The organism is Pseudomonas sp. Hp2, from assembly GCF_006386585.1.
GTDB classification, from domain to species: domain Bacteria; phylum Pseudomonadota; class Gammaproteobacteria; order Xanthomonadales; family Xanthomonadaceae; genus Pseudomonas_S; species Pseudomonas_S boreopolis.
Genome location: NZ_VAHJ01000008.1, coordinates 92470 through 110439 on the forward strand (window position 1 = coordinate 92470; position 17970 = coordinate 110439).

19 protein-coding genes are annotated in these 17970 nt (G+C 70.0%); 17 read left to right on the top strand and 2 right to left on the bottom strand.

All coding sequences use genetic code 11. The features are described 5' to 3' along the window. The first annotated feature begins 21 nt into the window (after positions 1-21). The 3 genes from FD678_RS18680 to FD678_RS18690 all read left to right on the top strand — a co-directional run bounded on the left by FD678_RS18680 (position 22) and on the right by FD678_RS18690 (position 2455). On the top strand, positions 22-1158 hold the full coding sequence (locus tag FD678_RS18680) for a DUF6306 domain-containing protein (protein ID WP_140727517.1): 1137 nt from the start codon (positions 22-24) through the stop codon (positions 1156-1158). A 106-nt stretch (positions 1159-1264) separates the two neighbouring features. Next, entirely contained in the window at positions 1265-2035 is a 771-nt protein-coding gene (gene xth / locus FD678_RS18685; protein WP_140727519.1) for an exodeoxyribonuclease III, read from the top strand. 3 nt (positions 2036-2038) lie between these two features. Beyond that, positions 2039-2455 (top strand): GFA family protein, encoded by a 417-nt coding sequence (locus FD678_RS18690; protein ID WP_140727522.1) that lies wholly within the window; start codon positions 2039-2041, stop codon positions 2453-2455. Positions 2456-2516: 61 nt separating this feature from the next. Here FD678_RS18690 and FD678_RS18695 read toward each other — a convergent pair whose 3' ends face one another. Further along, positions 2517-2768 carry a GlsB/YeaQ/YmgE family stress response membrane protein gene (locus tag FD678_RS18695; RefSeq protein ID WP_140727524.1) on the bottom strand — a complete coding sequence of 84 codons (252 nt, stop codon included), beginning with the start codon at positions 2766-2768 and terminating at the stop codon, positions 2517-2519. Positions 2769-2906: 138 nt separating this feature from the next. Between FD678_RS18695 and FD678_RS18700 the strand changes: the two genes are divergently transcribed. Beyond that, complete coding sequence (locus tag FD678_RS18700) at positions 2907-3503, top strand: 4'-phosphopantetheinyl transferase family protein (protein WP_140727726.1); 597 nt, start codon at positions 2907-2909, stop codon at positions 3501-3503. A gap of 615 nt (positions 3504-4118) precedes the next feature. On the opposite strand, the gene FD678_RS18710 is transcribed toward FD678_RS18700, so the two are convergent. Continuing rightward, the gene (locus tag FD678_RS18710) at positions 4119-5675 is read right to left on the bottom strand and encodes an alkaline phosphatase D family protein (RefSeq protein WP_140727528.1); all 1557 of its coding nucleotides are present in this window, start codon (positions 5673-5675) and stop codon (positions 4119-4121) included. A gap of 102 nt (positions 5676-5777) precedes the next feature. Here FD678_RS18710 and rsmG point away from each other — a divergent pair, with 102 nt between their 5' ends. The 13 genes from rsmG to FD678_RS18775 all read left to right on the top strand — a co-directional run bounded on the left by rsmG (position 5778) and on the right by FD678_RS18775 (position 17755). Beyond that, on the top strand, positions 5778-6419 hold the full coding sequence (rsmG, locus tag FD678_RS18715) for a 16S rRNA (guanine(527)-N(7))-methyltransferase RsmG (RefSeq protein WP_140727530.1): 642 nt from the start codon (positions 5778-5780) through the stop codon (positions 6417-6419). 224 nt (positions 6420-6643) lie between these two features. Further along, positions 6644-7441, top strand: a complete 798-nt coding sequence (locus FD678_RS18720) for a ParA family protein (RefSeq protein ID WP_140727532.1) — start codon at positions 6644-6646, stop codon at positions 7439-7441. Beyond that, positions 7441-8361: a ParB/RepB/Spo0J family partition protein gene (locus FD678_RS18725; RefSeq protein ID WP_140727534.1), complete on the top strand. Its 921-nt coding sequence runs from the start codon at positions 7441-7443 to the stop codon at positions 8359-8361. The genes FD678_RS18720 and FD678_RS18725 overlap by 1 nt, the downstream gene beginning before the upstream one ends. 84 nt (positions 8362-8445) lie before the next feature. Next, complete coding sequence (locus tag FD678_RS18730) at positions 8446-9411, top strand: NAD-dependent epimerase/dehydratase family protein (RefSeq protein WP_140727536.1); 966 nt, start codon at positions 8446-8448, stop codon at positions 9409-9411. A 76-nt stretch (positions 9412-9487) separates the two neighbouring features. Beyond that, a complete protein-coding gene (locus tag FD678_RS18735; protein WP_140727538.1) occupies positions 9488-10210 on the top strand; it encodes a glycosyltransferase family 2 protein in 723 nt (240 codons plus the stop codon). 1 nt (position 10211) lies between these two features. After that, positions 10212-10553 carry a lipid-A-disaccharide synthase N-terminal domain-containing protein gene (locus FD678_RS18740; RefSeq protein WP_140727540.1) on the top strand — a complete coding sequence of 114 codons (342 nt, stop codon included), beginning with the start codon at positions 10212-10214 and terminating at the stop codon, positions 10551-10553. Between the two features lie 231 nt (positions 10554-10784). After that, a complete protein-coding gene (locus FD678_RS18745) occupies positions 10785-11279 on the top strand; it encodes an REP-associated tyrosine transposase (RefSeq protein ID WP_218569849.1) in 495 nt (164 codons plus the stop codon). 277 nt (positions 11280-11556) lie between these two features. Beyond that, a complete protein-coding gene (locus FD678_RS18750; protein ID WP_218569850.1) occupies positions 11557-13287 on the top strand; it encodes a DUF885 domain-containing protein in 1731 nt (576 codons plus the stop codon). 128 nt (positions 13288-13415) lie between these two features. After that, positions 13416-14045, top strand: a complete 630-nt coding sequence (locus tag FD678_RS18755) for a cation transporter (protein WP_140727544.1) — start codon at positions 13416-13418, stop codon at positions 14043-14045. A gap of 221 nt (positions 14046-14266) precedes the next feature. Next, on the top strand, positions 14267-14503 hold the full coding sequence (gene rpmB / locus FD678_RS18760; protein WP_140727547.1) for a 50S ribosomal protein L28: 237 nt from the start codon (positions 14267-14269) through the stop codon (positions 14501-14503). A gap of 13 nt (positions 14504-14516) precedes the next feature. After that, positions 14517-14681, top strand: coding sequence for a 50S ribosomal protein L33 (gene rpmG, locus FD678_RS18765; RefSeq protein WP_140727549.1), 165 nt, complete (start codon positions 14517-14519; stop codon positions 14679-14681). 232 nt (positions 14682-14913) lie between these two features. Next, entirely contained in the window at positions 14914-16332 is a 1419-nt protein-coding gene (cls, locus tag FD678_RS18770) for a cardiolipin synthase (protein ID WP_140727551.1), read from the top strand. Between the two features lie 40 nt (positions 16333-16372). Beyond that, the gene (locus tag FD678_RS18775; protein ID WP_140727553.1) at positions 16373-17755 is read left to right on the top strand and encodes an FAD/NAD(P)-binding protein; all 1383 of its coding nucleotides are present in this window, start codon (positions 16373-16375) and stop codon (positions 17753-17755) included. Positions 17756-17970 lie beyond the last annotated feature (215 nt).

Here is a 17970-nt window from a genome sequence, read left to right on the forward strand (position 1 = left end):
ATCCGGAACGACCGCGAGGGCATGCCCATGCCGCCAGGCGACGAAAGCGAACCCGCGTTGCTGCGCACGCCGCTGTGCGGCGCGCTCGACTGCCGCCTTCCGCTGCTGCTGGCGGGTGCGCCGGCCGGAGCGGTCGCGGCGATGGCGCAAGCAGGCGGATTTGGCCTGCTCGACGCGGGCAGCGTGCCGGCCGGGCGGCTCGGCGCGGAGATCGCGCGCCTGCGCGGCCGGATCGGCCGCCGGTTCGGCGTGCAGCTCCCCGCGGTGGATGCGGGGCCGTGGATCGACACCTGCATCGAACAGGACGTCGCCTGCGTCCTCGGCGGGATGCCCGGCGCCGCGGTCGCCCGGCTGCACGATGCCGGCATCCTCGCGGCCCGGTGCGTCGCTTCGGCGACCGAGGCCTGCCTGGCGCAGGATGCCGGGATCGACCTCTTGATCGTCCGCGACGATCCGGACGAAGACCCGTCGCGGCCATGGACCCGGCTGGAGCAGGTACTGGCCATCGCCGGCACGCCCGTGGCGGCCTGCGTGCGCACGGACGACGCGGCCGGCATCGCGGATGCGCTCCGGCACGGCGCGCAGGCGGCGCTGCTCGGTCCGCCGTCGCTCGCGGGCGAACCGGTGGCGGGACGCATCGAGCGCCTGGCCACCGAGGCGGCCAGGCGCTTGCGGCGCATGGAGGAAACCCAGGTGGAGGTGGCCTCGCCGGCCTGCTATCTCACCGAATTCGGCCTGGACCAGGACGCCCGCGCCCGCCGCGGCCGGATCGTCGCCTCGCTGCGGGCCCTGCTCGATGCCGAGCGCATCGTCGCGCGACTCGCGCTGCGCTGCGCCGCCGAGTCCGAGCAAGCACGGGAGCTTGCCCTGATGGCGATTCACCGCGACGCCGTGGCAGGATGCGCCAGGCTGGTCCGCGCCATCCGCGGATTGCAGGCGTCGCCGGGCACGGCGACGGGCGCTTCCGGCAGCGCAGCCCTGGACGCCATCGACCCGCGCGAGCGCCTGCGCCTGCTCGCCCGCGAGCGAGCCCGGGCGGTCGCGGTATTGCGCGAACTGGTCCCGCAGCTGGACGACCCGGGCCTGCGCGACGACCTCGCCGCGATGCTGGACGCGCACGCATCGGGCCTCGGCGAAGCGGACGAACCGCGCAGCTGAGTCCCGCCGGACGGCACGCGATCGGTCCGGCGACGCGCCGGGTCTGGCAGAATCGCCCGGCGCCGCCCTCGGCGCGTCCCTCCACACGCACAACGGATACCCGCCCATGCGCATCGCCAGCTGGAACGTCAACTCGCTCAACGTGCGCCTGCCGCACCTGGAGCGCTGGCTGGCGGACTTCGCCCCGGACGTGGTCGGGATCCAGGAAACCAAGCTGGAGGACCACAAGTTCCCGGACAGCGAGCTGGCCGCGCTGGGCTACCGCAGCGTGTTCGCCGGGCAGAAGACCTACAACGGCGTGGCGATCCTCGCGCGCGAGCCGGTGCAGGACGTGCAGGTCGGCATTCCCGGCTTCGAGGACGAGCAGAAGCGGGCGATCGCCGCGACGGTCGGCGACCTGCGCATCGTCAACCTGTACGTGGTCAACGGCCAGGACGTGGATACCGAGAAGTACGCCTACAAGCTGCGCTGGCTCGACGCGGTGCGCGGCTGGCTGGGCGAGGAACTGCAGCGCCATCCCAAGCTGGTGGTGCTGGGCGATTTCAACATCGCGCCCGATGCGCGCGACGTGCACGACCCGGCGATCTGGAACGACAACCACATCCTGACCTCGACCGCCGAGCGCGGCGCGCTGAACAAGCTGCTCGCGCTCGGCCTGCACGACGGCTTCCGGCTGCACAACGACCAGGCCGGGGTGTTCAGCTGGTGGGACTACCGCGCGGCGGGTTTCCGCCGCGACCTCGGCCTGCGCATCGACCTGACCCTGGTGTCCGATGCGCTCAGGGCCCGGGCCATCGCCTCGGGCATCGATCGCGAGCCGCGCACCTGGGACCGTCCCAGCGACCATGCGCCGGCCTGGGTGCAATTGGAGGGCTGAGCGATGCCGCGCGAACGCGTGCAGGTACGCGAAGTCGGCGGCGTGCCGGTCGGGCCGGTGCACCTCGCGCGCTGCCATTGCGGCGCGGTGGTGCTGGAGCTGCAGTTGCCCGACGGGATCGTCGACCCGCGCCGCTGCAATTGCTCGATGTGCCGGCGCCGCGGCGCGATCGTCGCCTCGGTGCCGCTGTCGGGGCTGGCCGTACTGCAGGGCGGTGAGGCGTTGCGCAAGTACCAGTTCAACACCTTCACCGCCGAGCACTACTTCTGCGGCACCTGCGGCATCTACACGCATCACCGGCGGCGCTCGAACCCGAACGAGTACGGTTACAACGTAGGCTGCCTGGAAGGCGTGGATCCCTACGCGCTGGCGGTGGCGGTGCCGGTCGAGGACGGCGTGCACCACCCTGCGGACCGGTGAGGCGGTGCAGCGGAAAAGCCCCGGCGCGCCGGGGCTTTTCCATGCATCCGCGCGGTGGCCGTCAGCGCACCCGGCCGCGCGTGAACAGGTTGACGATGGCCAGCAGGATCACCGCGCCGACGATCGACCAGATGAAGGTCCATAGCGTGATCGCTTCGTTGATGCCGCCACCGAACAGCCAGCCTGCGATCAACGCGCCGATGATGCCGACCACGATGTTCAGGATGATGCCCTGCTGTGCATCGCGGCGCATGATGATGCTGGCGAGCCAGCCCACGATGCCGCCTACGATCAGCCAGATGATGATGCCCATGCCCGAATCTCCTCCTCGTTGTTCCGCCCCGGGACGGGTGCGGCACCGCCATTCAACGCGCGCCTTCGTGAAGTGCCCGTCGAATGGCGCCGTGCACCATGGCCGGCGGCTCGCCGCCGTGGAGCCGGCGTGAAGGCGATGCAGGCGCAGTCCGGCGAGTGGACGTTCGGCCCGGTGCGGGTCTGGCTGCGGCCGCACGTGCCCGGCGAGCGCGGGGAGCCGCAGGCGCGGGTGCTGCTCGGCCAGGCGTTGGCGATGGCGCCGGAAGCGTTGCCGCTGACGCGCGACGAACGCGGCCGGCCCTGGTTCCTGCCGCCGCTGGCGCATGTCGGCACCGGTTGGAGCCACAGCGGCACGCAGTTGCTGGTGGGGCTGGGCGAGCGGATGAGGCTGGGCGTGGACCTGGAACGGTTGCGTCCGCGTCCGCGCATGCGCGAGGTGGCGCAGCGCTTCTTCCACCCGGAGGAGACCGCATGGCTGGCCGGGCTCGACGACGAATCCCACGCGGGTTGGTTCTTCCGGCTCTGGTGTGCCAAGGAGGCGCTGTTGAAGGCGCACGGCCATGGGCTGTCGTTCGGGCTGCATCGGCTGCGCTTCGTCGAGCGCGACGGTGCGCTGGAACTGGATTGGTGCGATCCGGCGTTGGGGGAGGCGGGGCGTTGGCATCTGCAGGAGTGGCAGGCGACGCCGGAGTATCGGGCGGCCTTGGCTTGGTATCCGGATGTGGAGGGGTAGTGGGTTTTTTCGCTTTCCGGGCGAGTCGTTTTTTCTTTTGTTGTTGCCGTGAAGGTGTGGATGGCGGAGGCAGCGACTTTACTTTCTGGCCATCCTTCCGGTCTCCGTTATCCCACTACCGTCATTCCCGCGAAGGCGGGAAGCGCTTTTCAGCAGCCGGATGGCTGATCATCCAGAGACTTTTCCGTTCTTTTTCCGACCTGCGCCATCTCTCTATCGTCATTCCCGCGAAGGCGGGAATCCAGGGACGTTGCCTTTGGAGCCTTGGGCAATAAGGGCAAAAAAGCTTTCGCCTTTGGCGAGTCACTTTTCTTTGCTTGTGCAAAGAAAAGTAACCAAAAGAAAGCACACCCCGCCTGCGCGCCCGCAGCTTTGCTGCGGGTCCGCGGAGCCGGCGGGATTTTTCGACGCGACATCCTGTCGCGGCGAAAAACGGCGCACATCCTTGTGCGCCGCCCTTCGGGTGTTTCCCGCCGTCTCCGCCGCTTCGGAGGGGCCCGGTAAATCAAAGTCAAAAGCTCAAAGCAAAATCACGAGCAACAGCAACAGCAACAGCAACAGCAACAGCAACAGCTGCAATTGCAGCTGTTGCCGCGGTCATCACGTCATGCCGGCTCAGACCCGCGCCGTCAGTGCTTTGCTGAACTGAACCGCTCCGTCCAGGTCGCGTAGCGTCACCGTCATCGCGGCGCTGGCTGCGTCGATCTCGATTTCGCCGAAGAACTGGAAGCCGGCCAGTGGCGAGGCGTTCGGCGCCGGCGGAGCCTTCTGGAACACCACCTGCGGGCCGAAGGTCGCGTCCAATGCATTGGGGCCGAAGCTGCCGGCGTTGAGCGGGCCGGCGACGAACTCCCAGAACGGCTCGAAGTCGGCGAACGCGGCCTTGCCCGGGTCGTAGTAGTGCGCCGCGCAGTAGTGCACGTCGGCGGTGATCCAGACCGTGTTGCGGATCCGCCGCCGGGAGACGAAGCGCAACAGATCGGCGATCTCCAGCTCGCGCCCGCGCGGTGCGCCCGGCTCGCCGTTGGCGATGGCCTCCCAGCGCGGCTGGCCGTCGTCGCCGCGGCCGTCCGGTACCTGCAGGCCGATCGGCATGTCGGCGGCGATCAGCTTCCAGGTCGCGCGGGAGGCCGCCAGTCCGCGCTTGAGCCATGCCAGCTGCTCCGGGCCCAGGAACCAGGCGGCGGGAGCGGGGCCGGCCTGCAGGTTGGCGCCGTTGGCGCCGCGGTAGCTGCGCATGTCCAGCACGAACACGTCCAGCAGCGGGCCGTAGGGGATGCGGCGATAGATGCGGCCCTGGCCGTCGGCGTCGATGCGGCGCAGCGGTGCGTACTCCAGGAACGCCTGCCGTGCCCGGCGCGACAGCGTGGCGATGTCGCGCACCGCGGCGTACTCCGGGCCCAGCACCTTGCCCGGCGACCAGTTGTTGACCGTCTCGTGGTCGTCCCATTGCCAGACCTGGGCGACCTCGGCGTTGAAGCCGCGCAGGTTGGAATCCAGCAGGTTGTAGCGGTAGTTGCCGCGGAACTCGTCCAGGGTCTCGGCGACCTTGTCCTTGGCGGGGTGGGTCAGGTTGCGCCAGCGCTTGCCGTCCTCGACGGTCAGTTCGGCCGGCACCGGGCCGTCGGCGTAGATCGTGTCGCCGCTATGGACGAACAGGTCGGGCTGGCGCTGGCGCATCGCCTCGTAGATGCGCATGCCGCCGATGTCGGGGTTGATCCCGTAGCCCTGGCCGACGGTGTCGCCGCTCCACAGCACGCGCAGGTCGCGCGGCCGGTCCGGCGCGGTGCGCAATTTCCCGGCCACCGGCTCGCTGAGCGCACCGCTGTGCAGGTCCTCGAAGCGCACGCGGTAGCAGATCGTCTGGCCCGGCGGCAGGCCGGACAGGTCCAGCCGTGCGGTGAAGTCGCCGTCCGGCGTGGCGACCGGCCCGGCGATGCGGCGCGCCCCGGCCAGGCTCTCGCGGGTATCCCACTCCACCCACAGCCGCGCGGGGCGGTCGCAGCGGCTCCAGACGATGGCGCGGTCGCCCAGCGCGTCGCCGGCCTGCACGCCGTCGGTGATCGCCGGGCGGCCTAGCGGCGCCGCCCAGCCGCGGCGCGCCAGGGTCGGCAGCAGCAGGCCGGCGCCCAGGCCCTGCAACAGGCGGCGGCGGGTGGCGATCGGTGGCATGGCGGACTCCGCGGTGTGGGGCTCCCGGTATAGCGCGGGGTTCTTACCCGGAAAAGTCCGGCGGGCAGGCGGGATCGGGAGCGCGCCTGCGATAATCCGCCGATGAACGACGCTTCCCTTCCCCCCGAGGTCCAGGCCGACCTTGCGCTCGGCCTGCAGCGGCTCGGCCTCGATGCCGCCTTCGCCGGCCCGCTGCTGGCCTACCTGGCGCTGCTGGCGCGCTGGAACCGCACCTACAACCTGACCGCGATCCGCGACCCGCGCGAGATGGTGGTGCGGCACCTGCTCGATTCGCTGGCGATGCGCCCGTACATCGAGTCCGGCACCCTGGCCGATCTCGGCACCGGCCCCGGCCTGCCGGGCATCCCGCTGGCGATCACCCGGCCGCAACTGCGGGTGACGCTGGTGGAGAGCAACGGCAAGAAGGCCCGCTTCATGCGCGAAGCGGTGCGCCAGCTCGGCCTGGGCAACGCCCGCGTGGCCGAGTCGCGCGCCGAGGCGCTGGACGAGCCGGCCGCCTACGACCACCTGACCGCGCGCGCGCTGGACACGCTGGACGGGATCGTCGCCGTCGGCGGCCACCTGCTGAAGCCCGGCGGCACCCTGCTGGCGATGAAGGGCGTGTACCCGCACGAGGAGATCGCCGCCTTGCCGGCCGGCTGGCGCGTGCAGGACGTGCACCCGCTGCAGGTGCCGGGCCTGGACGGCGAGCGGCACCTGGTGGTGGTGGGCAAGCAGGCGTGAAGCGGAAGGCAGTGCCGTTGCGGGAAGAACTTCAGTCCCGACGGGGCTTTACCGGCAAAGCCCGCCGGGACTGAAGCCCCTCCCAAAGGGACCCTGAAGGAGCCGGCCCCATGGACCGCGGCAGGGAATGCGATCCGCCGCGCCTGCCGCGCCGGGATTTCCCCGATCCCGCCCCCAGCCCGCATAATGCCCGGTCCTAACTCCTGCCCGCGAGGCTCCCCTGCATGGCCCGGATCATCGCCATTGCCAACCAGAAAGGCGGCGTCGGCAAGACCACCACGGCGGTCAACCTGGCGGCCGGCCTGGCGCGCGCGCCCAAGCGCGTGCTGCTGGTGGACCTGGACGCGCAGGGCAATGCGACGATGGGCAGCGGCGTGGACAAGCGCGAGCTGGCCGCCTCCACCTGCGACCTGCTGCTGGGCGAGAACAGCGCCGCCGAGATCCGGGTCGAGGCCGCCGAGGGCTACGACCTGCTGCCGGGCAACATCGACCTCACCGCCGCCGAGATCCAGCTGATGGAGCAGGGCGAGCGCGAGCAGCGCCTGAAGCGCGCGCTGGCGCCGATCCGCGACGAGTACGACTTCATCCTGATCGACTGCCCGCCGGCGCTGTCGCTGCTGACCCTCAACGCGCTGACCGCGGCCGACTCGGTGATCGTGCCGATGCAGTGCGAGTACTACGCACTGGAAGGCCTGTCGGCGCTGCTGGAGACCATCGAGGCGCTGCGGGCCAGCCTCAATCCCTCGCTGGAGATCGAGGGCGTGCTGCGCACCATGTTCGACATCCGCAACAACCTGGCCAACGCGGTCTCGGCCGAACTGACCGAGCACTTCGGCGACAAGGTGTTCCGCACCATCGTGCCGCGCAACGTGCGCCTGGCCGAAGCGCCGAGCCATGGCCAGAGCATCATCGGCTACGACCGCACCTCGCGTGGCGGCGTGGCCTACCTGGGCCTGGCCGGCGAGATCATCCGCCGCCAGGCCGAACGCAACAGAACCGTACGGCCCGTGGAGATCGCCTGATGAGCAACAAGCCGAACCCTGCCAAGAAGCGCGGACTGGGCCGTGGCCTGGATGCGCTGCTGGGGCCCAAGGGCGCGGCCGCCGCGGCGCCGGTCACCACCGTCGAGGAACTGCAGCCGGGCGATTCGCTGCGCAACCTGCCGGTCGGGCAGCTGCAGCCGGGCAAGTACCAGCCGCGCCGCGAGATGGACGAGGCCAAGCTCGCCGAGCTGGCCGAATCGATCAAGGTGCAGGGCGTGATCCAGCCGATCGTCGCGCGCGAGCTGGCGCCGGGCAGCTTCGAGATCGTCGCCGGCGAGCGCCGCTGGCGCGCCTCGCAGCTGGCCGGCCTGGGCGAAGTGCCGGTGGTGGTGCGCGAACTGGACGACCGCACCGTCATCGCGATGGCGCTGATCGAGAACATCCAGCGCGAGGACCTCAATCCGCTGGAAGAGGCGCAGGCGCTGCAGCGGCTGATCGAGGAGTTCTCGCTGACCCATGCCGAGGCCGCCGAGGCGGTGGGCCGCTCGCGCGCGTCGGTGTCCAACCTGCTGCGCCTGCTCGAGCTGCCGATCGGCGTGCGCGTGCTGCTGGAGTCGCGCCGCCTGGAGATGGGCCACGCGCGCGCGCTGCTGACGCTGGCGCCGGAACTGGCCAGCAAGCTGGCGCAGGAGGCGGCCGACGAGGGCTGGTCGGTGCGCGAGGTCGAGCGCCGCGCCCAGGCCTTCGCCGCGGGCAAGGTGCCGAGCGCGCGGCCGGCGCCGGCGCCGAAGACCCGCCAGGCCGACATCGCCTCGCTGGAAACCGAGCTGTCCGAAACGCTGGGCACCAAGGTGGCGATCAACCACGGCCGCGGCGGCAAGGGCAAGCTGGTCATCCACTACACCGACCTGGACATCCTCGACGGCGTGCTCGAGAAGCTGCGCGGCCGCGTCGAGTAAGCGTTCTTTCCCGCAGGCATTGCTTCGGATTTCACGTATGACCCTGCCCGCCACAGGCGCCGCCGCGCTTCCGGGACCGGCCCGATGAGCATCCTCGTCACCGGCGCGGCCGGCTTCATCGGCGCCTACACCTGCCGCGCGCTGGCCGCACGCGGCGAGCGCGTGGTTGGCCTGGACAACTACAACGACTACTACGACCCGCAGCTCAAGCGCGACCGGGTCGCCGCGCTGTGCCCGGGCGTGGACATCCGCACGCTCGACCTGGCCGACCGCGACGGCCTGGCCGCGCTGTTCGACGAAGTGCGGCCCGTGCGCGTGGTGCACCTGGCCGCGCAGGCCGGCGTGCGCTACTCGCTGCAGAACCCGCACGCCTACGTCGAGTCCAACCTGGCCGGCTTCGTCAACGTGCTCGAGCTGTGCCGCCACCGCGGCGTCGCGCACCTGGTCTACGCCTCGAGCAGCTCGGTGTACGGGGACTCGGCGGTGCCGCCGTTCTCCGAGGACCAGCGCATCGACAAGCCGCGCTCGCTGTACGCGACGACCAAGGCCGCCAACGAGCTGATGGCCTACACCTACGCGCAGCTGTACGGCCTGCGCGCGACCGGGCTGCGCTTCTTCACCGTCTACGGCCCCTGGGGCCGGCCGGACATGGCGCCGCTGATCTTCAGCCGCGCGGTGCTGGCAGGGCGCCCGATCGAGGTGTTCAACCACGGCCGGATGCAGCGCGATTTCACCTTCATCGACGACATCGTCGCGGGGGTGCTCGGCGCGCTGGCGCATCCTTCCGGGGAAGAGGTGCCGCACCGGGTGTTCAACCTGGGCAACCACACCCCGGTGGAGCTGGAGCGCTTCATCGCGGTGGTCGAGCAGGCCGCCGGGCGCCCGGCCGAGAAGGTCTACAAACCGATGCAGCCGGGTGACATGATCGCCACGATGGCCGACACCACGCGCGCGCAGGCCGCGTTCGGCTTCGATCCGGCCACGCCGATCGAGGCCGGCCTGCCGCAGGTGGTGGCCTGGTGCCGCGATTATTTCGGCGCCCGGGCATGACGCTTCATCCCCGGGTCACGCGAACCGGGGAAAATGCGCGGTCTTTTTCCATTGATCCAGCGACTGGCCGGAAACCATGAGCGAACCGCAACTGTCCGTCGTCGTCCCGGTGTTCAACGAACGCGACAACGTCGCGCCGCTGGTCGGCGAGATCGTCGCCGCGCTGCGCGGGCGGGTGGACTTCGAGATCGTCTACGTCGACGACGATTCGAAGGACGACACGCTGGCCGTGCTGCAATCGCTCAAGCCGGGCGCGCCCGAGCTGCGGGTGCTGCACCATGTCCACCAGAGCGGGCAGAGCACCGCGGTGCGCAACGGCGTGAAGGCCGCGCGCGCGCCCTGGGTGGCCACGCTCGACGGCGACGGCCAGAACGATCCGGCCGACATCCCCAAGCTGCTGGCCGCGCGCGATGCCGCCGGTCCCCAGGTCAAGCTGTTCGCCGGCTGGCGCGTCAACCGGCAGGATTCCGGGTCCAAGCGCTGGGCCAGCAAGTGGGCCAACGCGATCCGTTCGCGCATGCTGCGCGACGACACGCCCGACACCGGCTGCGGCATCAAGCTGTTCGAGCGCGCCGCGTTCCTCGACCTGCCGTACTTCGACCACATGCACCGCTTCCTGCCCGCGCTGATGCAGCGCGCGGGCTGGAAGACGGTGAGCGTGCCGGTCAACCATCGCCATCGCACCGCCGGGGTGTCCAAGTACAACAACCTCAACCGCGCCCTGGTCGGCATCCGCGACCTGCGCGGCGTGGCCTGGCTGATCGCGCGCAGCAAGCGCACCGCGGTGGAAGAGCGCTGAGATGGAACTGCACATCCTCGATCAGCCATTGACCTGGCTGTTCTGGACCGGCCTGCACGTCACCGGCTGGAAGCTGATCGGCTATGTCGGCGCGCTGATGTTCGGCGGGCGCTGGCTGGTGCAGTTCATCGCCTCCAAGCGCGCCGGCAAGCCGGTGATCCCGCGCCTGTTCTGGTACATGAGCGTGGTCGGCAGCCTGATGACGCTCAGCTATTTCATGTTCTCGGCCAAGCAGGACTCGGTCGGCGTGCTGCAGAACCTGTTTCCCGCCTTCACCGCGCTCTACAGCCTGTACCTGGACATCAAGCACCGCGGCTGGAAGCGGGACAAGGCCGGGCACTAGCCAAGGTCTCGTGCGGTCCTTGTGGGAGGGACTTCAGTCCCGACGGGCTTTTGTGCGGCCCTCTCCGCAGAATCCCGCACCTCCATGCGCAGGATTAAACGGAACGCTTGCCGAGGCTGAAATCCGTTCCGAAGAGATCGCGCCGGTGCGCCGTCCGAAGCGGGGAATCCCGACGGCGCGACACGACATGCCCCGACTGTGGTCTTTCGCACCCGGCGGCACGATCTGGGGATGGATATTCCCGGTCAATCGATTTCGCCTGGCTATTCCTCATTGCGACGCGGACGGTGCAGCGGGCCCGGCCGCATCTATCTGCTGACCACCGTCGCCGAGGGGCGCGTGCCCCTGTTCGCGGATTGGCGCTGCGCCCAGGCCGTCGCGGCCTGCCTGATTTCCAAGGACACCTGGATCGAGGCGCGCTTGCTGTGTTGGGTGCTGATGCCCGACCACTGGCATGGTCTGCTGGAACTGGAGGGACATGCCTCCCTGGCCCGCGTGATGAAGCGCATGAAGGGACGCGCCGCCCGGGAAGTGAATCGCGCACGTGGCCGTGGCGGTGCGGTCTGGATGGAGGGTTTCCATGACCGTGCAGTGCGTGCGGAGGAAGACCTTCGTGCAATTGCCCGCTATGTGATCGCCAATCCGTTGCGTGCGGGCCTGGTGGGGAGCATCGGTCAATATCCGTATTGGGATGCCATATGGCTCGAAGGCCGGGAAAGGCCATGATCCCATAGTCCCAAGTAAGGAGAGCTTCGATCCCGCACATGGATGTACGGGCTTCTGCAGAGGGGGCCGCGTCAAGGCCCGTCGGGACTGAAGTCCCTCCCACAGGATTCGCCGGCCTTATAGGACTTCTGGCCGGTTCCCACGGGCATCGCGGATGCGATCATCCCCGGTTCCATCCATCGCCCGTCGTGCTCCGATGAAATCGTCGCTTGCCGCTGCCCTCTCCCTGGCCCTGTTCTCGGCCCCGCTGGGCGCCGTCCTGGCTGCCGAAGCGCCCATGTCCGTCGCCACTGCCGCCAAGCCGGCGGAAAGCGCCGCCGACGCGCGGTTCCGGGCGATCTACGAGAAGGAGTGGAGCTGGCGACAGGCCCAGACCGGCGGGGCGGACGAGGACAGCGACGCCTCCGGCAACAAGACCCGCCTGCCCGACGTGGGCCCCGCCGCGCAGCAGGCGCGGCTGAAAGTATGGGACGACGTGCTGGCGCAACTCGATGCGCTGGACGTGAAGCGGCTCTCGCCCGACAACCAGGTCAACTACGCCATCTATCGCCCGCAGGTCGAGAACCTCGCCGCCGAGGTGCGCTTCAAGGCCTACGAGATGCCGTTCAACTCCGACAGCTCGTTCTGGTCGAACCTGGGCTTCATGGCGCAGCGGCCGCTCAACACGCCCGCCGAGCTGCGCGCCTACATCGCGCGGCTCAACGACGTGCCGCGCTACTTCGCGCAGAACATCGACAACATGCGCGCCGGGCTCAAGCGCGGCTTCAGCGTGCCGCGCGCGGTGCTGGACGGGCGCGACGTGTCGATCGCCACCGTCGCCGAGCTGAAGGATCCGGCCGAATCGGCGTTCTACGCGCCGTTCAAGCAACTGCCGGCGACCATCCCGGCGGCCGAGCAGGCCAGGCTGCGCGAGGAGGCCAGGGCCGCGATCTCGAAATCGGTCATCCCCGCCTTCGCCGGCCTGCTGGCGTTCTTCCGCGACGAGTACGTGCCGCAGGCGCGCACCACGCTGGCCGCCGAGGCGCTGCCGGACGGCAAGGCGTTCTACCGCCAGCAGATCCGCGAGTACACCACGCTCGACCTGGGCCCGGAGCAGATCCACCAGATCGGGCTGGAAGAGGTGGCGCGCATCCAGAAGCAGATGGACGCGATCATCGACCGGGTCGGCTTCAAGGGCCGCAGCCCGCAGACCCGCTTCGCCGATTTCCTGCAGTTCCTGCGCACCGACCCGCAGTTCTACGCCAAGACCCCGCAGGAGCTGCTCGACCGCGCCGCCTGGATCTCCAAGCGCGTGGACGGCGTGGTCGGCAAGTTCATCGGCACGCTGCCGCGCGGGCGCTTCACGATCAAGCCGGTGCCGGCCGACATCGCGCCGTTCTGGACCGCCGGCCGCGGCGGCGTGGGCACCTACTGGGTCAACACCTACAACCTGCCGTCGCGCCCGCTGTACAACCTGCCGGCATTGACCCTGCACGAATCCTCGCCCGGCCACTCGCTGCAGGGCGCCCTGGCGCTGGAGCAGGGCGAGCAGCCGGCGTTCCGCCGCGAGAACTACATCTCCGCCTACGGCGAGGGCTGGGCGCTGTACACCGAGAAGCTCGGCGAGGAGATGGGCATCTACGAGACGCCCTACGAGGAATTCGGCAAGCTCACCTACGAGATGTGGCGCGCCTGTCGCCTGGTCATCGACACCGGCGTGCACCACTACGGCTGGAGCCGCGAACAGGCTCTGGCCTACCTGCGCGACCATACCGCGCTGTCCGAGCACGAGGTCACCACCGAGGTCGACCGCTACATCTCCTGGCCGGCGCAGGCGCTGAGCTACAAGCTCGGCGAGATCACCATCGTCAGGCTGCGCGCCGAGGCGGAGAAGGAGCTGGGCGACAAGTTCGACATCCGCGCCTTCCACGACGCCGTGCTCAAGCAGGGCTCGGTGCCGTTGCCGGTGCTGGAGCGGCAGGTCCGGCAGTTCGTGGCCGACAGCAAGGCCAAGGCGCGGACCTCCTGACGCGCCGCGCCGCGCGGAGCGGCGCCGGCCGCGGCGGCTTGCCCGTGCGAACGGCAGGCATGCCGCGGGTGCGCGCCGGCCGCGTTGGCGCGACAATGCGCCAGGACCCGATCCGAGCGGACAAGCCGATGAGCGAGTGCTGCGGTTGCGGCAAGACCCTGGCCGTGGAGGCGATGCAGGCGCGCCAGCGCCGCGTGCTGCGCTGGGTGCTGGCCATCAATGCGGCGACCTTCGCGATGATGATGGCCGCGGCCTGGCACAGCGGCTCGGCCTCGCTGCTGTCCGGCAGCCTGGACAACCTCGGCGATGCGTTGACCTATGCGCTGAGCCTGGCCGTGGTGGGCGCCAGCGTGGCCGCCAAGGCGCGGGTGGCGCTGTTCAAGGCCGCGCTGATCCTGGCCGCGGCGCTGGCGGTGGCGGCCGGCATCGGCTGGAAGCTGCTGCACCCGCACTTGCCGGTGTTCGAGAGCATGGGCGTGGCCGCGCTGCTCAACCTCGCCGCCAACCTGGCCTGCCTGCGGCTGCTCTGGCCGTACCGGCAGGGCGACATCAACCTGGCCTCGGCCTGGGCCTGCTCGCTGAACGACGTCTACGAAGGCTGCGCGGTGATCGCCGCCAGCGTGGCGGTATGGCTCTTCGGCGCCGGCTGGCCGGACCTGCTGATCGCCGCGGCGCTGCTCCTGCTGTTCCTGCGCTCGGCATGGCGGGTCGCGCGGGCGGCATGGGCGGAGCTGCCCCGGGCCGTCATGGCCGGCTAACTCCTTGCGCGGGAAGGAAAAGTCCCGCATAATGCGCGGCTCGCTGTGTCCGGTCCATGCCGGCGGCAGCCCGGGAGCGCGATCCCCGGGCCGGCTTTCGTCAGCGTAAGTGCTTGATTCCCTTGATTGCGTGGTGGCCTCCCGGCCGCCGGGGCCGCCGCCTTCCGGGCTATGGAAGGCACCAGCCTGCGGATCGATCCGCAAACTTATCGAGGTGCGCAATGTCCCGCGTATGCCAAGTTACCGGCAAGCGTGTGCAGACGGGCAACAACGTCTCCCACGCCAACAACAAGACCCGCCGTCGCTTCCTGCCGAACCTGCACGAGCGCCGCTTCTGGGTCGCCAGCGAGAACCGCTGGGTCAAGCTTCGTGTTTCCACCCATGCCCTGCGCACCATCGACAAGAACGGCATCGACGCCGTGCTGGCCGAACTGCGCGCCCGTGGCGAGAAGGTCTGAGGAGTAAGCAATCATGGCAGGCAAGCGCGACAAGATCCGTCTGATTTCCTCGGCCAACACCGGCCACTTCTACACGACGGACAAGAACAAGAAGAACACCCCCGGCAAGATGGAGATGAAGAAGTACGATCCCGTCGTCCGGAAGCACGTGATCTACAAGGAAGGCAAGATCAAGTGACGCAATGGCGCGGGCGCCAGCGCCCGCCCTTGCGCTTTTCGTCAGGGCCGGGGATCGCAGATCCAGTGCCTTGACAAGCAAAGCCCGCCGCAAGGCGGGCTTTGTGCTTCTCGTGGGGCGACTCCGGTCGCGACCGGGCTTTCCCGGCGACCGTGCACCGGCTGTTCCCCGGCCGGTGCGCCAGGCCACGTTCTCCCGCAGAATCCCTCCGACGCTCTCGACAGGACGACGGATGCTGCCGCACTGGTGGGAAGGGACCTGGCTGTTGGCGCTGGACTGGGTGATCCGCCTGGTCGCGCTGTTGTGGATCCCCACGCGCACCACGCCGGGCGCGGCGCGCAGCTGGTTGCTGCTGGTCGGCTTCGTGCCGCTGCTGGGATTGCCGCTGTACCTGCTGTTCGGCCATCCGTGGCTGTCGCGGCAGCGCCTGCAGCGGCAGGCGCAGGCCTCGCAGGTGATCCGCGAGCAGCAGGTGGCGCTGACTTCGCTGCGGTGGCCGCCGGGCGAGGCGACGGTGGCGGCGGAGATGGTGCCGCTGGTGGAGCGGCAGGGCGACTTCATGCCCACCCGCGGCAATGCGGTGGAACTGCTCGACGACTACGACGGCGCGCTGCGGGCGCTGATCGCCGACATCGACGACGCGCGCGAGCGCGTGCACCTGCTGTACTACCTGATGTTCGACGACGCGGTCGGCCAGGCGGTGGCCGACGCATTGCTGCGGGCCGCCGCGCGCGGCGTGCAGGTGCGACTGCTGCTGGACGCGGTGGGCGCCAAGCGCGGCCTGCGTCGCTATCGCCGCGCGCTGGTCCGCGGCGGGGTGCAGGTGCACGCGGTGCTGCCGGGCGGCCTGCGCTGGCGCCGCAGCGGCCGCATGGACCTGCGCAACCACCGCAAGATCGCCGTGGTCGACAACCGCATCGGCTTCGTCGGCTCGCAGAACCTGGCCGAACCGGGGTTCGTGCGCGGGCATCCCAATCGCGAACTGGTCGCGCGGGTGCAGGGGCCGGCGGTGAACCACCTGGAGGCGGTATTCGCCAGCGACTGGTTCGTCGAGACCGGCGAGCGCCTGCAGGTACTGCCCGACGCGCCGTCGTACCCGCAGGACGTGGCCGCGCAGCTGCTGCCGAGCGGGCCGGCGTATCCGTTCGAGAACGCGCGCGATGCGGTCAATGCGCTGATCCACCTGGCGCGCCACCGGATCGTGCTGGTCACGCCCTACTTCGTGCCGGACGAGGCCACGCTGAGCGCCTTGCGCATCGCCGGCGTGTCAGGCCTGGACGTGCAGCTGATCCTGTCGGAGAGCAACAACCAGCGCCTCACTGCCTGGGCACAGGAGGCGTACTACGACGACCTGCTCCGCTGCGGGGTCAAGATCGCGCTGTACCGGCCGCATTTCCTGCACGCCAAGCACATGAGCGTGGACGACGACGTGGCGCTGGTCGGCTCGATCAACCTCGACATCCGCTCGTTCGCGCTCAACGCCGAGATCGGCATGCTCTGCTACGACCGCGGCGTGGTGGCGCGCCTGCGCGAGGTCGAACGCGACTACCTGGCCGATGCGGTCCAGCTCGACCTGGCGCAGTGGCGCGCGCGCCCGGCATGGCGGCGCAGCCGCGAGGGCATCGCGCGGCTGGCCGATGCGCTGATGTAGCCGGCGCGGCCGGCGAACGCCATCCTCTACAATCGCGGGGATGAACGAACAGATGTCCGGCCGCGATTGCGATATCGCCCTCATCGGCGGCGGCGCCTCCGGCGTGCTCGCGGCGATCCAGCTGTTGCGGCAGGCCCGCAGTGCGGTCCACGTCGTCATGGTGGGGACGGCGGCGGCGCTGGCCGAAGGCGTGGCCTATTCGACGCGCCGCGACGAGCACCTGCTCAACGTGCCGGCCGGCAAGATGAGCGCGTTCCCGGAGCTGCCGGGCGATTTCGTGGCGTTCCTGCAAGGCCGGGCCGATCCGGGGCAGGCGCCGGACTCCCGGCTGGAGCAGCGCTACGTCGCGCGCCGGACCTACGCGGACTACCTGCGGGAACGCCTGCGGCAAGCGCGGGAAGGCAGCGTGGCGACGTTCGAGGCGATCCACGACCGCGTGGTCGAGCTGGAGAAAGCCGGCGGCGCGATGAGACTGCGGCTCGCGGGCCAGGGCGAACTGCGGGCCCGGCGCGTGGTGCTGGCGGTCGGCAACGCGCTGCGGCCGCTGCCGGCGCGCGGCGCCACCGGCCTGGAGCGGCGGCACCTCGTGGAGGCATGGGACAGCGCGGCCTTGGCCGGGATACCGCCCGAGTCGGCGGTATGCATCGTCGGCTCCGGACTGAGCATGGCCGACAGCGTGGTGACGCTGCATGCGCGCGGCCATCGCGGGCCGGTGCACGTGGTCTCGCGCCACGGCTTGATGCCGTTGCCGCACGCGCAAGGCGCTGCTGCCGACCTGGACGTGCAGGCGTTGCTGGCCATGCCGTTGCGCAGGCGCATGCGCGCGCTGCGCGCGCGCGCGCGCGCCGCGGCCGCCCTCGGCACGCCGTGGCAGAGCGTGATGGATGCGCTGCGCCCGCACGGCCAGGCGCTGTGGCGGTCGCTGTCCTGCGCCGACCAGCGCCGCTTCCTGCGCCATGTCGTGCGCTATTGGGACGTGCACCGGCACCGGATCGCGCCGGAAGTCCATGCGCGCCTGCGCGGCATGCAAGCCAGCGGCCAGTTGCGCGTGCACCGCGCGCGCCTGGACACGGTGTTCCCGGTCGCGAATTGCGTGCAGCTGGGCGCGCGTTCCGCGCAGGGCGGCATGCTGCAGCTGGATGCGCACCAGGTCGTCAACGCCACCGGCGTGGAGATGCGGGTGCAGGCGATGCGCAATCCGCTGCTGCAGCAACTGCTGGGCAGCGGCCTCGCGGTGGCGGGGCCGCATGGCATCGGCGTAGATACCGACGACGAGGGATGCCTGGTCGATGCCGATGGCGAGGCCGACCCGCGCATCCGGGTGATCGGCAGCCTGCGCATCGGCCGGTTGTGGGAGAGCCTGGCGATCCCGGAGCTGCGCGAGCAGGCGCGGGACGTGGCGAGGGGATTGCTGGCGTTGTGAGGCCGGGCCGGGAAAGCATCTTTGCCTGGGTTCGGTTGCCGGGCGATCCGATGCTCTTTTGCAGTTCTTCGCTTCCCGTCGGAGGGACTTCAGTCCCGACAGGTGGCCGGCAAGCCTTGTCGGGACTGAAGTCCCTCCCACAACGACACCCGAACCGGAGCTGGCTTGTCGCTCTTCCGGAATCCGGTTGCCCGGACCCCACTCCGCTTTCTAGG